At 63.4% G+C, this 14,555-nt stretch carries 13 protein-coding genes; 6 read left to right on the top strand and 7 right to left on the bottom strand.

Annotated elements, in window-relative coordinates; translation table 11 throughout:
* Positions 1 to 163: 163 nt before the first annotated feature.
* Together RHP72_RS21015 and RHP72_RS21020 are read left to right on the top strand one after the other, a co-directional pair.
* A complete protein-coding gene (locus tag RHP72_RS21015) occupies positions 164 to 1,822 on the top strand; it encodes an ABC transporter ATP-binding protein (RefSeq protein WP_311093773.1) in 1,659 nt (552 codons plus the stop codon).
* Positions 1,819 to 3,576, top strand: coding sequence for an ABC transporter ATP-binding protein (locus tag RHP72_RS21020; protein WP_311093774.1), 1,758 nt, complete (start codon positions 1,819 to 1,821; stop codon positions 3,574 to 3,576). The genes RHP72_RS21015 and RHP72_RS21020 overlap by 4 nt, the downstream gene beginning before the upstream one ends.
* Positions 3,577 to 3,618: 42 nt before the next feature.
* Here RHP72_RS21020 and RHP72_RS21025 read toward each other — a convergent pair whose 3' ends face one another.
* Positions 3,619 to 4,443, bottom strand: a complete 825-nt coding sequence (locus RHP72_RS21025; RefSeq protein WP_042920975.1) for an AraC family transcriptional regulator — start codon at positions 4,441 to 4,443, stop codon at positions 3,619 to 3,621.
* Positions 4,444 to 4,582: 139 nt separating this feature from the next.
* Between RHP72_RS21025 and RHP72_RS21030 the strand changes: the two genes are divergently transcribed.
* A complete protein-coding gene (locus tag RHP72_RS21030; RefSeq protein WP_311093775.1) occupies positions 4,583 to 6,073 on the top strand; it encodes an acetyl-CoA acetyltransferase in 1,491 nt (496 codons plus the stop codon).
* An 80-nt stretch (positions 6,074 to 6,153) separates the two neighbouring features.
* Here RHP72_RS21030 and RHP72_RS21035 read toward each other — a convergent pair whose 3' ends face one another.
* Positions 6,154 to 7,392 (bottom strand): DUF222 domain-containing protein, encoded by a 1,239-nt coding sequence (locus tag RHP72_RS21035; protein WP_311093776.1) that lies wholly within the window; start codon positions 7,390 to 7,392, stop codon positions 6,154 to 6,156.
* A 218-nt stretch (positions 7,393 to 7,610) separates the two neighbouring features.
* On the opposite strand from RHP72_RS21035, the gene RHP72_RS21040 reads away from it, so the two are divergent.
* Positions 7,611 to 8,030: a TetR/AcrR family transcriptional regulator gene (locus RHP72_RS21040; RefSeq protein WP_245219182.1), complete on the top strand. Its 420-nt coding sequence runs from the start codon at positions 7,611 to 7,613 to the stop codon at positions 8,028 to 8,030.
* Here RHP72_RS21040 and RHP72_RS21045 read toward each other — a convergent pair.
* The 4 genes from RHP72_RS21045 to RHP72_RS21060 all read right to left on the bottom strand — a co-directional run bounded on the left by RHP72_RS21045 (position 8,027) and on the right by RHP72_RS21060 (position 12,660).
* Positions 8,027 to 9,835, bottom strand: a complete 1,809-nt coding sequence (locus RHP72_RS21045; protein WP_003946255.1) for an ABC-F family ATP-binding cassette domain-containing protein — start codon at positions 9,833 to 9,835, stop codon at positions 8,027 to 8,029. The two genes, RHP72_RS21040 and RHP72_RS21045, sit on opposite strands and share 4 nt — an antisense overlap.
* Positions 9,835 to 10,770 (bottom strand): 4-(cytidine 5'-diphospho)-2-C-methyl-D-erythritol kinase, encoded by a 936-nt coding sequence (locus tag RHP72_RS21050; RefSeq protein WP_311093777.1) that lies wholly within the window; start codon positions 10,768 to 10,770, stop codon positions 9,835 to 9,837. Before RHP72_RS21050 ends, RHP72_RS21045 begins: the two co-directional genes overlap by 1 nt.
* Positions 10,771 to 10,851: 81 nt before the next feature.
* A complete protein-coding gene (locus tag RHP72_RS21055) occupies positions 10,852 to 11,628 on the bottom strand; it encodes an ABC transporter permease (protein WP_030536308.1) in 777 nt (258 codons plus the stop codon).
* Positions 11,629 to 11,664: 36 nt separating this feature from the next.
* Positions 11,665 to 12,660 carry an ATP-binding cassette domain-containing protein gene (locus RHP72_RS21060; protein WP_311093778.1) on the bottom strand — a complete coding sequence of 332 codons (996 nt, stop codon included), beginning with the start codon at positions 12,658 to 12,660 and terminating at the stop codon, positions 11,665 to 11,667.
* Between the two features lie 97 nt (positions 12,661 to 12,757).
* Between RHP72_RS21060 and RHP72_RS21065 the strand changes: the two genes are divergently transcribed.
* Positions 12,758 to 13,726, top strand: coding sequence for a YafY family protein (locus tag RHP72_RS21065; protein ID WP_030536310.1), 969 nt, complete (start codon positions 12,758 to 12,760; stop codon positions 13,724 to 13,726).
* Between the two features lie 96 nt (positions 13,727 to 13,822).
* Here the strand turns inward: RHP72_RS21065 and RHP72_RS21070 are convergent, their stop codons facing one another.
* Positions 13,823 to 14,026 (bottom strand): cold-shock protein, encoded by a 204-nt coding sequence (locus tag RHP72_RS21070; protein ID WP_003946232.1) that lies wholly within the window; start codon positions 14,024 to 14,026, stop codon positions 13,823 to 13,825.
* 314 nt (positions 14,027 to 14,340) lie between these two features.
* Between RHP72_RS21070 and RHP72_RS21075 the strand changes: the two genes are divergently transcribed.
* Positions 14,341 to 14,550, top strand: coding sequence for a heavy-metal-associated domain-containing protein (locus RHP72_RS21075; RefSeq protein WP_003946267.1), 210 nt, complete (start codon positions 14,341 to 14,343; stop codon positions 14,548 to 14,550).
* The last annotated feature ends 5 nt before the right edge of the window (positions 14,551 to 14,555 follow it).

Here is a 14,555-nt window from a genome sequence, read left to right on the forward strand (position 1 = left end):
CCTTAATTTATTGCAGTGTCGTCGATGAGTCGATGCCTTCTCCGCTGCAACGGGGCCAACTACTATCGCAATTCGGCCAACGCAATACGTATGGCCTGTTCACGACAAGTATTGGCACCGGTGTGACTTCTGACTACCGCCCACGATCCCTAGCGTGGACCCAGTGCCTTCGACACCACTTCTTTCGGCCGAGACAAACGGTCCCCCAACCAGCCCGGCGATCACGCCGCGTCAGGTAATCACACGCGCGATCGCTTCCGAAGGTCGCGGAGCCAAGCTGGCGGCCGCGTCCGTCGGCTTCACCGGCCACCAGGTCGCGGAAGCGTTGGTGCCGGTGGTGATCGGTGCGGTCATCGACCGTGCTGTGGCGACCAACGATGCCGCCGCACTCGGAAAGTGGATCCTCGTTCTCGGAATTCTCTTCACCGGCTTGTTGCTCAGTTGGCGCTTCGCGGCGCGCATCTCCGATTCCGTCACCGAGCACGGAGCACATCGCTTGCGGATGGACATCGCGCGCCGAGGCCTCGATCCGCACGGCATGTCGCCGCGGCGTATGCCGGGCGAGGTCTACTCGATTGCAACATCCGACGCGGGTTCGGTGGCCGGATTCACGCACACGCTGAGCACCAAACTTGCGGCCGCCTGCGGAGTGCTGACCGCCGCGATTTCGCTACTGGTGATCTCGGTGCCACTCGGCCTGCTCGTCATCCTCGGCACTCCCCCGGTGCTGGCTCTCATGCAGGTGGTCAGTCGGCCGCTCGAACGCCGAGCCGAAACAGATCAATGGCAGGGCGCCAAGGCCGGCGCGCTAGCCGCAGATCTACTCTCCGGACTCCGAATCCTCTCCGGAATCGGCGCCGGAGATGCTGCAGCGCAGCGGTATCGGGGAGCCAGCCGGACTTCGCTGGAAGCGACCCTTCGCGCACAGAGATACCAAGCGATGTACTCCGCCGCCAACGTTGCGATCGCCGGCGCTTTCCTCGCCGTCATCGCGTACGTGGGTGGACGGATGGCTGCGTCCGGGAGCATCTCGGTCGGTGAATTCGTTGCCGTGGTTGGTCTGGCACAGTTCCTTCGCGGTCCGTTGATCGACATCATCTACTTCGGCGCCGGCCTGGCACGGGCACGCGCCTCGGCCAACCGCGTCGCAGCACTTCTCGGGACCGGCGAGGCTGTCACTCCCGCGGGTGAACCTGTGTCCCTGAATCACTCCGAGTTCCTGACGCTGCGCGACGTCGTGTTGGCCGGAGCGTCACCAGTCGATCTCGACGTCAAACGCGGCGAGATCATCGGCATCGTCACCGAGAATGCCGCCTGGGCGGATGCGTTGGTCGACGCACTGGCGCGTCGAATCGAGCCTTCGAGCGGAACAATTCATCTCGGCGACAACGCCATTCACGAGCTGCACATCGACGAACTTCGCACTCACGTTCTGGCAGCACCGCACGACGCGGCACTGTTCATCGGCACAGTCGGCGACAACATCGACGCCGTCGCACCGATCGGCAGCCGCAACGACGAGGCCATCGCCGCTGCTGCGGCAGATCAAGTGATCTCGGCACTGCCGCTCGGCCTCGCAACCCGAGTCACCGAGCAAGGGAATTCTTTGTCCGGCGGTCAACGTCAGCGCATCGCGTTGGCGAGGGCACTGGCGAGCGAAGCTCCCGTCCTGGTCCTGCACGATCCCACCACTGCCGTCGACTCCGTCACCGAAGCGCGCATTGCTCGCGGGATCGCCGAGGTACGCGGGGCGCACGCCACAATACTTCTGACCAGCAGCCCCGTGCTGCTCGATATCTGCGATCGGGTGATCGAGCTGTGAACGAACTACTCCCCACCGCAACACCGAAACAAGCGCGGCGCGCGGCACTTCGGTTGATGGGACCCCACCGGATTTCCGCGATCGCAGCAGTCGTCACCCTGACCGCCGCGACCGCGATCGGTCTGCTCACACCGCTGGTCCTCGGCGCCATGGTCGACGCCGTGACCGACGCAGACGGCGACGCTGTCTCTCGCATCGGCACACTGACTCTCGCGTTGGTCGGTATCGCGGTTGCCTCATCCCTTCTCGTCGGAGTGAGCAACTACCTGCTCGCCGGCGTCGGCGAGCGCGTTGTCGCCGACCTTCGCGAAGAAGTCGTCGTCCGGGTTCTCGACCTTCCGCAGAGCGACGTCGAACGGGCCGGGCGCGGAGATCTCGTCTCCCGCATCACCGGCGACGTGCGGTTGGTGACCCGGGCCGTATCCGAAGCACTTCCGGTTTTTGCCACCGCGGCACTGACCATCGTGTTGACCCTGATCGGATTGGGTAGCCTCGATTGGAGATTCGCCGTCGCCGCGGTGATCGCGGCACCCATCCAGATCCAGGCGCTGCGTTGGTACCTCTCGAGGTCGGCACCGGTCTACCGCGAGGAGCGGGAGGCAGAAGGTGCACGTGCGCAACAGCTCCTGGACTCGCTGAGCAACTCCGACACCGTCGGATCGCTTCGCCTGGCCCAGCCGCATCTCGAACAGATCGAATCTCGATCGATGACGGCCGTCCGGCTGAGCTTGTTGACCACGCGTCTACGCACCAGGTTCTTCGGCCGGCTCAACATCGCGGAGTTCATCGGTCTGTCCGCCGTGCTGATCACTGGCTTCTGGCTGGTGAAAGACGGGCAGATCAGCATCGGTGCCGCCACAGCCGCAGCCCTGTTCTTCCACCGCCTCTTCGATCCGGTGGGCGCAGTTCTCAGTGTGTTCGACGAATTGCAGGAAGGCACAATAGCGTTGGCTCGCCTGGTCGGAGTCACGCTTGCGCCCGTGCCATCTGCACCGACCGATCCGCGGGAACCTGTCGACAGCTCAGCTTCTTTGGAACGCGTCACATTCTCGTACCGAAGCGGCGACGCTCCTGTTCTGCGAGACATCGACATCACCATTCCGGCAGGAACCGTCACCGCACTGGTGGGCGCTACCGGAGCCGGAAAATCTACAGTCGCAAAGCTGATCGCGGGAACCTACGAACCGACCGAAGGCGTCGTGAAGATCGGGACGGTGCCCCGGAACGAACTGCCACCGTCGACATCTCGGAGCGCGGTGGCCCTCGTGACTCAGGAGGTCCACGTCTTCGCCGGCACGTTGGCCGAGGATCTGCGGCTGGCCGACCCGTCGGCAACCGACAACGACATCACCGCGGCGCTCGATACCGTAGGCGCGTCGGATTGGCTGCGGGCTCTCCCGGACGGACTCGAAACCGTGGTCGGAGACGGTGGACACCGGCTGACCGCAACACAGGCACAACAACTTGCGTTGGCAAGAATCGAACTACTGGATCCGCCGCTGCTGATTCTCGACGAGGCGACCGCCGAAGCGGGCAGCGCCGGAGCCAGGGTCCTCGACGACGCCGCTCTCGCTCTGACCCGGGGTCGCACTGCTGTCACAGTGGCACACCGACTCTCACAGGCCGTCGACGCCGATCAGATCCTGGTGATGGACGACGGCCGCGTCGTCGAGCACGGCTCTCACGACGAGTTGGTCAACCTCGGGGGTCGGTACGCGGAGCTGTGGGAAGCGTGGTCCGCGCCGCGGAGTTGACCGCGACGGTTGCACCGACACTTCCGCCCGGTGCAACCCAACTCAAGCGTGCAGAAGGTACGGCACCGATTCGGGCGCCACACTCCCCTTGTTCATCATGCTGCCGGGTGTGCGGCCGGTGACCCGGCGGAACACTGCGACAAAGGCACTCGGAGTTTCGTATCCGACCCGCCTACTGACAACCGAAACCGGCACTCCAGCAGCTAAATACGTCAATGCTGCGCGGACACGTACCTGAATTCGCCACTGCGCAAAAGTCATTCCCGTGCCCTGCGCGAACACACGCGTCAGCGTACGGACGCTACCGCCAGCCGTCAGCGCCCATTCGGACAGCGACCGCTGGTCTGCCGGATTGGCGACCAACGCTTCGGCAACGAACAACGCTCGCGGATCGGTCGGCATCGGAACCTCCACCGCAGCGACTTCGAGCGGCTGCAACATGTCGAAGGCCACCCGCTCGGCGCGACTGCGCGCCTCGTCGGGCATGTTCCGCCGATGCATGTGCAGGAGTACCTCACGCAGGAGAGCGCTGACACCGAACAAGCCCGGAACACCCGACGGCGCCTCGTGAGCCTCGGGCCGGAAGTAGGTGCAGAAGAACTCCGTACCCGGACCGGCCTTCACGGCATGCAACGCCCCGGCAGGCAGCCACAGTCCGGCCGAAGGCGGCACCTCCCAAGTGATGCCGTCAGCGACAACCGTGAGCATTCCACCGGAGTTTCCCCAGATCAGCTCATGTTCAGGATGACGATGCGGGGCCCACTGCCGCTGATGAGAGAGCTTCAGAGTCACCGTTGTCATCGAGTAGGGGTGATCGATGGAACGCGGCCCCACGGGCACCGAAATTCTCTCTGCCACAGCTGTCATGAAGACGAGTATAGGACTTTCGTTAGGCATACCTAAATAGGAACCCGAAAATCGTTGACTGTGACCCCAGAGTTACACATACCAGGGTCCCCGATATCGTGACTGCAACTCCCGGCTACGGGTCGGCAACGAGAGGTACATGATGGTTGACGCATCACGAATCCCGGTCATCGTCGGCGTCGGCGATCTGCGCCGGAATCCTGCCGACGGGCACCGCGAACCCCTCGATCTGATTCACGACGCCACCGTCGCCGCGTTGAACGACAGTGGACACGCTGAACTGGGAACACAGATCGATTCCGTGTTCGCGATCAAGACAGTCAGCTGGTCGTACGACGATCTCCCCGGGCTGCTTGCCTCACGATTAGGCGCGACCCCCACGGTCACCTCTACCTCGCCGATCGGTGGCCACTGGCCCGCGGCGCTCCTCGATCGGATCGGCGCGGCCATCGCTCGCGGTGAATCCTCGGCTGCTCTGCTCGTGGGCGGCGAATCGCACGCCAGCAGTACCGCCCTGCGAAAGTCCGGAGTCGCCCCCGACTCGATCGGGTGGACAGCCGCGCCGGGTGGGCCTCCCGGATTCGATCCGACCGACCTGGGAAGCGCCGAAATGCAGCGCGCCGGTTTCATCGTGCCGACTCGTGTCTACCCGCTCTTCGAGAACTGTTTCAGTGCTGCCGAGGGCCACGACGCCCGTGAATCGCTCGACTGGTCCGCGCGGATGTACGCCGCGTTCTCGGAACTGGCTTCGAAGAATCCCGCCTCCTGGACGTCGGAGATCCGATCGGCAGACGAGATCGGCACCGTCGGCCCCGGCAATCGGATGGTCTCCGAGCCGTACCCGCTGATGCTCAACGCCATGCCTTTCGTCAATCAGGCTGCGGCCGTTGTCGTCTGCTCGTTGTCGACGGCCCGCGAGTTCGGGATCGATGAAAGCAAACTGGTGTACCTCTGGGGCGGCGCAGGTGCGAGTGATCCGTTGGACATCCTCAGCCGCAACAGCTTCGACAGCTCGGCCGCGATGCATGACGCCGTACATCGCACACTCGACGGTGCCGGAGTCGGCGCCGACGCACTCGACATCGTCGATGCCTACAGCTGCTTCCCGATCGTGCCCAAGCTGTTGATCCGCGAACTCGGACTTCCCGATACCGCGATCCCAAGCGTCACCGGAGGACACTCGTTCTTCGGCGGACCGCTCAACAGCTACACCCTGCATTCCGTCGCTGAAGTCACCAGGCGAATTCGCGACGGCGCGAACCTTGCCCTCGTCCACGGCAACGGTGGATTCCTCACCTACCAGCACTGCGTACTGCTGTCGTCCGCCGCTCATGCCGACGGGTACGTCGGTGATCCCGACGCACGCGCTTTGACCGCGGAGGCGCCGGAACTGATCACCGATTACCAGGGCACTGCAGAAATTGTCACTGCCTCTGTCGAATACGGTCGCACCGGGGAGCCTGAGATCGGGTTCGTGATCGCGGCAACGCCGGACGGCCGCCGCGTCGCCGGTCACACCGGTCCCGAGAATGCCTCCGAACTGACCCAGCTTCGCGGTGACAACCCTCCGTCGATCGGGCGAACTGTTCACATCAGCGACGAGAACGGGCGACTCACGCTCACGTTCTGACAGTAGCGTTCTGACAGTAGACAGCCGTCAGCACCGGGGCATGGTGATGCCCCGGTGCTGATGTATTCGATTGTCGCGATTCACGCCGCTGTGGGTGGGCTGTTCCCGCCGATCGGCTGTTGATACGGATCGATCGACATCGGTGGATAGAACACCGTCTTTCGATCCGGTCCGATCTCCACCCGCCACTCCGTGTGATGCATCGTCCGATGATGATGACCGCACAACAAGATCAGGTTGTCGAGATCCGTTGGGCCACCAACGTTCCAGTGAACAATATGATGGGCATCGCACCACCCCGACGGAGTCCCGCACCCCGGAAACGCACACCCACCATCCCGAACCGCCAACGCCCGCCGCTGCGGCACCGTCGCTGTTCTCGCTTCCTTACCGCACTCGAGCGGAACACCACTCTCATCCAGGAGGATCCGGGTGACGGTGCAGTCGCACGCCAACATCCGCGCGGTATCGATACTGATCGGGCCCACCCAATCCGCCCACGCGAACCCCAACTCCTCAGTGGACGGCAAGAGGTCTTTCAGAACTTTAAGGTCCGTCATATCTTTTGCCGACGCGGTCACCGTGACGTGCGGTTTCACCCCGCCCTCGATCGGACCCAACCCCGCCCGCTCGTACCGCCGCAGTAGTTCGCAGAACCCGTCCGCGCGCCGCAGCGCCGGAGTACGGGTGTCCTTCACGCCGTCCTTCTCCGGTGTCGGAGCCGACAGGCTCGACAACAACGTGATCAACCGGGCCCCGTTCACAGCATCCAGGTCGCCCTTCACAGTTACTCTGCCGTACAGGCCTTTCGACGCGTAGAACTCGTTACGTTCGGAATCCTCACCGACCGGAACCCCGTCCTCGCGTTTGCCGTACTGCTTCTCGATCCGCCGGATCGCCGCCCGCACCGCATCACAATCAGCAATGTTCTGCGACGCCAGGACAAGCAGGATCCCGCGGGCCTTGTCCACATCCGCCAGAGTCATGTTCTTCGGTGGATGCTGACAGAACGACGCCACCTGACGGGCTTTCAACGCATCAACCTCACCGCGATGAAACGCATCCGCGACAACCGGTTCGAGCATCAGCAACCGCGCCAACCCGACCAGCAGACTGCACTCACCGATCTCCAGATTCGTCGAACCATGCAACCACTGCGCGATCGCCCGAAAACCCTTCCCACCGAGAACCTCCCGGGAAAACATCTCCACGATCAACAACACCATCCGCGACTGCAACTCGTGCCGGACACGCACCAGACCTAGAACCTCACCCTTGAGGTCCTCGCCATCCAGCTGCCACGCATCCCGACTGTCCATGCCCAAAGTCTAATCGAACACACTTTCGATAACCAGAGACAAACCGGACAACTTCGGGAACATGAAGTCTCGAGACCTGTTGAAGTACATAAACATTCGCCTAGTCGTCCAATATCACGCGATAGAAGACATACCCCGCAAAACACGCAATCGCAACAACGCACAGCACGAGCAGGATGTCGAAAAAGACGGGCCGGGCTGGGTTTCGAGCCTGGTCGATGAGAGGCGTCGAAGACGAGGCGGGCGTGCCACACGGCAGCGCACGGCACTACTTCGCAAACCAGCGTGGACTGATAGTCGAGGTGGTGCGACACCTTCTGGACGGTGATCTTCCTCGCCCGGGCGAGACGCCGAAGCAACAGGTGGCCCGGTGGCTGGGGCCTGAATCCGGCCGCACTCGCGCGCGTTACGAACTGATCATCGCGTCATTCCACGATCCCGACCTCGCAGTGGAACTGGTGCGTGGTCGGGATCGGTTTGTCGACATCCTGGTCGAACGCGGCATGACCTCGTCCGATGCAACGGAGTTGGTCGCAGCACTGGACGGGCTCGTTCTGGACGCACTGCTGCGCAGGCATGCTCCGGAAACCCTGGATCCCGAGCGAATCTTCAAGAGGTTCGGGGCGAAGTTCCCCTAGCCGTCCAGCTCGGCGAAGAGCTCCATCCACTGCTCTTCGGCGGCTTCCTTGTCGGCGATGACCTGCTTGAGTTCTGCGCCGAGTTTCTGCAACTTGTCCGGGTCGGTGGCTGCGTCGGCGAGGGAAGCGTGCAGCTTCTTCTCTCGGTCGTCGAACTTCGCAATGGACCGCTCGAGCTTCGAAAGTTCCTTGCGTGCAGCGCGATCCGCGGCGCCGTCACGGACCTGCTTGCTCTTCGACGCACCACTCGCCGTCGAGGCCACCGACGGGTTGTCGCCATCCCCCATTGCTGCGCGCCGACGCAGGTAGTCCTCGATACCACCGGGCAGGTTGGTGAGCTTGCGGTCACCGAAGAGCGCCCAGGTGGTGTCACAGATGCGCTCGATCAGGTACCGGTCGTGCGAGATGACCACCATGGTGCCCGCCCAGCCGTCGAGCAGATCTTCGAGTTGCTGAAGCGTGTCGATGTCGAGATCGTTGGTCGGCTCGTCGAGAAGCAGGACGTTGGGCTCGGCCATGAGGACACGCGTCAACTGCAGACGTCGGCGCTCACCACCGGAGAGATCACCGACTGGGGTGCGCTGACGCGCCGGTGTGAAGCCCAACCGCTCAGCCAGCTGACCCGCCGATACTTCCTTGTCTCCCAGCGTGATTCGCTCGGCTACATCCTTGACCGCGTCGAGTACGCGCATGTCGGTCGGTAGATCGTCGAGTTCCTGCTTGAGCCAACCGATGTGGACGGTCTGCCCCTGAATGCGCTTTCCGGCGGCAGGCTCGAGTTCGCCGGCCAGAGTCCGCAACAGAGTCGTCTTGCCCGAGCCGTTGACACCGACCAGGCCTACACGCTCACCTGGAGCGAGACGCCAGGTCAGATCCTCGACGAGTACACGACCGTCCGGAGTCTCCAGACGCGCGTCTTCGAGTTCGATGACAACCTTGCCGAGCCGACGCTGCGCGAACGACGCAAGAGCGACCGCGTCACGAGGTGCCGGAACGTCGGCGATCAGGGCCTCTGCGGCCTCGATGCGGTACTTCGGCTTGGACGTACGGGCCGGCGCACCGCGGCGCAGCCATGCGAGTTCCTTGCGTGCAAGGTTGCGTCGACGCTCTTCGGAAGCGTCAGCCTGACGCGAGCGCTCGGCGCGAGCGAACACCCAGTCGTTGTAGCCACCCTCGTAGCTTTCGACGCCGCCGCCGACAACCTCCCAGGTGCGGGTGGCGACGGTGTCGAGGAACCAGCGATCGTGGGTCACGACGACAAGCGCGCTGCGACGCGAGACGAGGTGCTCGGCCAACCACTGAACACCTTCGACGTCGAGGTGGTTGGTGGGCTCGTCGAGCACCAGCAGGTCGAGGTCCTGAACCAGAGCCGCAGCGAGAGCCACGCGGCGACGCTCACCGCCGGACAGGCCGTCGACCTTGGCGTCCAATGCGGACCGCTCGCCACCGGCGCCCAAGTTGTCGATGCCGATACCCGAGAGCACCGAACGGATGCGCGCGTCGCCGGCCCATTCGTGTTGCGCCACTCCGAGCGGCCCCAGGACCACTTCACCGACAGTGGAGCCGGGAGGCAGCACACCGCGCTGCGTCACGACGGCCATACGCAATCCGCCGACGCGGCTGACGCGTCCCGAATCCGGCTGCTCCACACCCGCGAGGACTTCGAGCATGGTCGTCTTACCGCCACCGTTGAGGCCGACGACGCCGATGCGCTCGCCCTCCTCGACGCCCAGGGAGACCCCGTCGAGCAACGGCTTGACGCCGAAAGACTTCGACACGTTTTCCAGATTGATCAGATTCGCCATCAGTGCTGTCCCTTTGCCGCATTGTCGAGTATTCGTGCTCCGGGAACGGGTCCGCTCGCCACGCGAACGGTGCGGCACACCCCCGCTCCCGCAAGTTCTGCGCTCACTTCCACCGCGGACTGTGCGTCGGCGCAGAGAAAGGCGCATGTCGGTCCGGAGCCGGAGACGATTCCGGCCAAAGCTCCGGCTTCGACGCCCGCTCGAAGCGTCCGTCGTAGATCCGGGTTGAGTGAGAGTGCCGCAGCCTGCAGATCGTTGCCGAGCAGCGACGCAAGCAGATGAGCGTCACCCGTGGTCAGTGCCTGGATCAACGCATCGGCGCTCCCCACCCGTTTCGGGGAGCCTTCTGCCCGCAGCTTGTCCAGCTCGCGGAACACGACTGGTGTGCTCAAGCCGCCCTTGGCCAGCGCCAACACCCAGTGAAAAGTGTGGCGGGTCAAGACGGGGACAAGTTGTTCGCCGCGGCCGGTTCCGAGGGCAGCGCCACCGTGCAGCGAGAACGGAACGTCACTCCCGAGGCGTGCCGCAAAAGCGTCGAGATCAGGCCGCGAGAAGTCGAGCTTCCACAAAGCATTGAGCGCAACCAAAGCGGCGGCTGCGTCGGCACTCCCGCCGGCCATTCCGCCTGCGACGGGGATGCCTTTCTCGATGACTATCTCGACGTTCGGGGCCACGCCACCCTCGACGGCGAGCATCTCGGCGGCACGCCACACGAGGTTGGTGCGATCGGTCGGCACGGCCGCGGCGTCGTCGCCGATCACCCGCACGGTCAAGGTGTCCGCAGGCGCCACCGTGAGGGTGTCTGCCAGCGACAAAGCCTGAAAAACCGTCGTCAGCTCGTGATAGCCGTCGTCTCGCAGGTCCCCGACGGCAAGGTGGAGATTCACCTTGGACGGGGCCCGGACGACTACGGGGCGTGGAACGACGGAGAGCACAAGGAACAACAATAGGCGCTGCGAACACCTGGGCGAAAACCTGCGACCGCAGCAGCCCGTCCGACAGCCAGCACACCCACGCTATTTCACCGCGCGCACACCTACGCCCAGACCGACCACCGCCACGCCCAAGGCGGCGACGATTCCTGCCAGAACGCTGCTCGACGCGAAGTCTCCGGCAAAGAGTGCCCGCTCGGCGTCTACGACGTAGCCGAGCGGATTGATGTTCACGAGGACCTTCATCCAACCTGGTGCGTCCTCGAGTGGAAGCATGGTTCCCGACAGGATCAGGAGCGGGAACATCAGCGTCTGCTGAACGACCCAGAACATCCAATCCTGCTCCCGCACAGCCAGAGCGAGAGCGTACGAGAGCGCACCGAGTCCGACGCCGAACACTCCCAGCAGGACTATCCCGAGCGCGGCTCCCGCTGCATTGACGTCCAATCCGAGCGGAAGTGCGACCAGAATGATCAGAATCGCCTGCGCGGCAAGCGGAACCATCTCCTTGCACGCTCGCCCGATCAACAAGGACGAGCGTCGGAGCGGAGTCACCAACATTCGCTCGTGCGATCCCTGCTGCATCTCCATCAGGAGGTTGGACCCGGTCATCGTCGTTCCGAAGATCGCGATCATCACCAACACACCGGGAATGAACCAATTCCATACGCCGTCACCGGTACCCGGAACCCCTTTGAGCAGAGGCCCGAACAACGCCAACAGGATCAGCGGCTGGATGAGGCTGAAGATGACGCTGACCGGGTCGCGCAACATCGGTCGTAGCTCACGGCCCATCACGATTACGCTGTCTCGAACGATGTTGCCGTGCACGGTACGTGGGGTATCGAGTGTGATTGTCATGGCGGATTCCTGTTCGTCGAAGTTCTTTGTCGTGTTTCAGGAAGCGACCGCAGCGGCGCTCTCGCGCAGGCTGCGGCCGGTGAGAGTGAGGAAGACGTCGTCGAGAGTCGGCCTGGTGATGTCGGCAGTGAGTGCGCGGGCACCACGGGCATCGGCTTCACGCAGCAACACCGGTAGCGTCGAATCACCCTCGCCGGCACGGATACTCACCGAACTCGCCGCGACGGTGACGTCACGCACAGTGACAAGTCGCTCGGCCACCGACGCTGCGACGGCGGCCGCCTCGACGCTGTCGAAGGTGAGCAGAAGATGATCCCCCGCAAGATCCGCTTTGAGTGCAGCGGCGGTGTTGTCCGCGATAACAGTGCCCTCGTCGATGACGATGACCCGCTCCGCCATCGAATCCGCTTCTTCCAGGTAGTGCGTGGTCAGCACAATCGTGGTGCCCATCTCGCGCCGCAACCGCAGGATGTGGTCCCAGAGGTTGGCCCGACTCTGCGGGTCCATGCCCGTGGTCGGCTCGTCGAGGAACAGGAGCGGTGGGCGATGCACCAGGCCGAGGGCGATATCGAGCCGCCGGCGCTGCCCGCCGGACAGCGTACTGACCTTTCGAGTACCCAACTCGGTGAGTTCGAGATCACGCAGCAATTCGTCGGCCCGGACCTGCGAGTCGCCCTTGGGCATTCCGTAGCACAACCCCTGCGTCACCAACTCGTCGCGAACCCGCTGGTTGTGGCCGGCTCCGTTCCCCTGCCCGACGTACCCCAGGCTCGATCGCACCTCGTTTCGTGCCGCAGCGATGTCGAATCCTGCGATTCGCGCGCTGCCGGACGTGGGCTCGAGCAAGGTGGTCAGCATGCGCAACGTCGTCGATTTCCCGGCGCCGTTCGGCCCCAGCAAGGCAACCAACTCACCCTCCGCTACATCGAGCGTGACTCCCTTGACTGCTTCAACTAGTTTCTTGCCCTGAGCGAAGTGCTTGGTGAGCGCCTTCGTCTCGATCATCGGTCCGCCGTCGTTGATGCGACTCATGATGTGGCCCCAATTTCTTCTCGATTGGTCGGATGCGGACCAACCTAAATTCAATTGAGGACGCATTGGGTCCTAAATGTTTGGCAGACTTCTGGCCATGAAGGAGACATCGGCTCGCCTACTGCGGTTGCTGTCACTGCTCCAGACGCGTCGAGACTGGTCCGGTGCCGAACTCGCGGACAAACTCGCGATCACCCCGCGCACAGTCAGACGTGACGTGGACCGCCTCCGCGATCTCGGCTACCCGGTCGACGCGACAGTCGGAGTCGGTGGCGGATATCGCCTGGGAGCCGGCGCGGAGATGCCCCCGCTACAGCTCGATGACGAAGAAGTGCTCGCGGTGGCACTTTCACTGCAGTCCGGAGCGACCGGCTCGGTGGTCGGCATCGGCGAGGCCTCGATGCGCGCGCTGGCGAAGCTGCGGCAGATCATGCCGTCGAGGCTGCGACACCGTCTGGAGTCGCTGTCGATCGACGTCGTGCCACGCGAGCCCGCCGCGAGCGCAGTCGATGCGTCGGTCTTGTCCGCCATCGCGTCGGTGTGCCACAACCACGAACGCCTGCGATTCGACTACAGCACTCACGACGGCACCCAGAGCCGGCGCGAGGTGGAACCGTACCGGCTCGTACGGTCGGGTGTCCGGTGGTATCTGGTGGCATGGGATCTCGCTCGCGAAGACTGGCGATCATTTCGCGTAGATAGAATGGAACCCAAGATCCCCACCGGCCCACGATTCGTGCCGCGGGAACTACCCGCCGGTGGTGCAGCAGACTTCGTTTCCCGCGGTGTCGCTCGGGCCTATTCCTCCACGCGCGCAACAGTTCTACTGCATGCACCCATCGAGCAGATAGCACCCATGGTCAGCGAACAGTGGGGATCGGTGGAGTCCACCGACGAAGGGCGTTGCGTCATAGTGCTTTCGGGCACTTCTCTGCGATCGATCGCACACTGGCTCAGAGCTTTCGACGTCGATTTCACCGTTGTGAATCCACCTGAACTCCGCGAGGAATGCCGCACGATCGCGGCGGAGACGGCAGTCGCCACTCAGCGGTATCTCGATGCATGACAGCGTTTTTCACCCAAATACAACAAGACCCCAACTCCGAAGAGTTGGGGTCTTGTCAGTACGTCATGCGTCGGTTGCCCGACTCACATGGACGTCTTAGACGATGGTAACGCCGGTGGCCTGCGGGCCCTTGTTGCCCTGACCGATCTCGAACGCCACGCGCTGGTTCTCCTCGAGAGTGCGGAAGCCGCCACTCTGGATCTCGGAGTAGTGAACGAAGACGTCAGCACTGCCGTCTTCGGGAGCGATGAAGCCGAACCCCTTCTCGGAGTTGAACCACTTCACGATGCCCTCTGCCATGTAAATCTCCTCTAACACAGTGTCAACAGGCAGTCGCTTCGACCGCCCGGGTCACTTACTACGACCGTTCTGAGACAAATCCGTGGAGGATGTCCAAACGCTCGCAACCTAACCATTTGCGAGCGTGGAAACACAAACACAAACACTTACGACCACCACAAGTAGACCACACATCCGCCGTGTTGTCTTCCCTGAGGCCTTCATCACTGCCCAGCCCGTTGACAGGCATACCCCCTGGGGGTACCTTCGATTGCAGAGCGATACCTACACCGGGTATCCGTAAAATAAGCTTTCCACAACCGAAGGGACCTGCGATGACCACCGCCGAATACACCGTTTCCGGAATGACCTGCGGACACTGCGTCGGATCCGTCAAGGAAGAGATCGGCAACATCGCGGGAGTAACCGCGGTGGATGTCGAACTGGCGAGCGGACGTGTCGTCGTCACCAGCGATGCTCCCGTCTCCGCAGCCGACGTCGTCGCAGCAGTCGACGAAGCCGGCTACGCAGTCGTACCAAGCTGAGTCAG

It is taken from the genome of Rhodococcus sp. SG20037, from assembly GCF_031763325.1.
GTDB classification, from domain to species: Bacteria; Actinomycetota; Actinomycetes; order Mycobacteriales; family Mycobacteriaceae; genus Rhodococcus_F; species Rhodococcus_F qingshengii.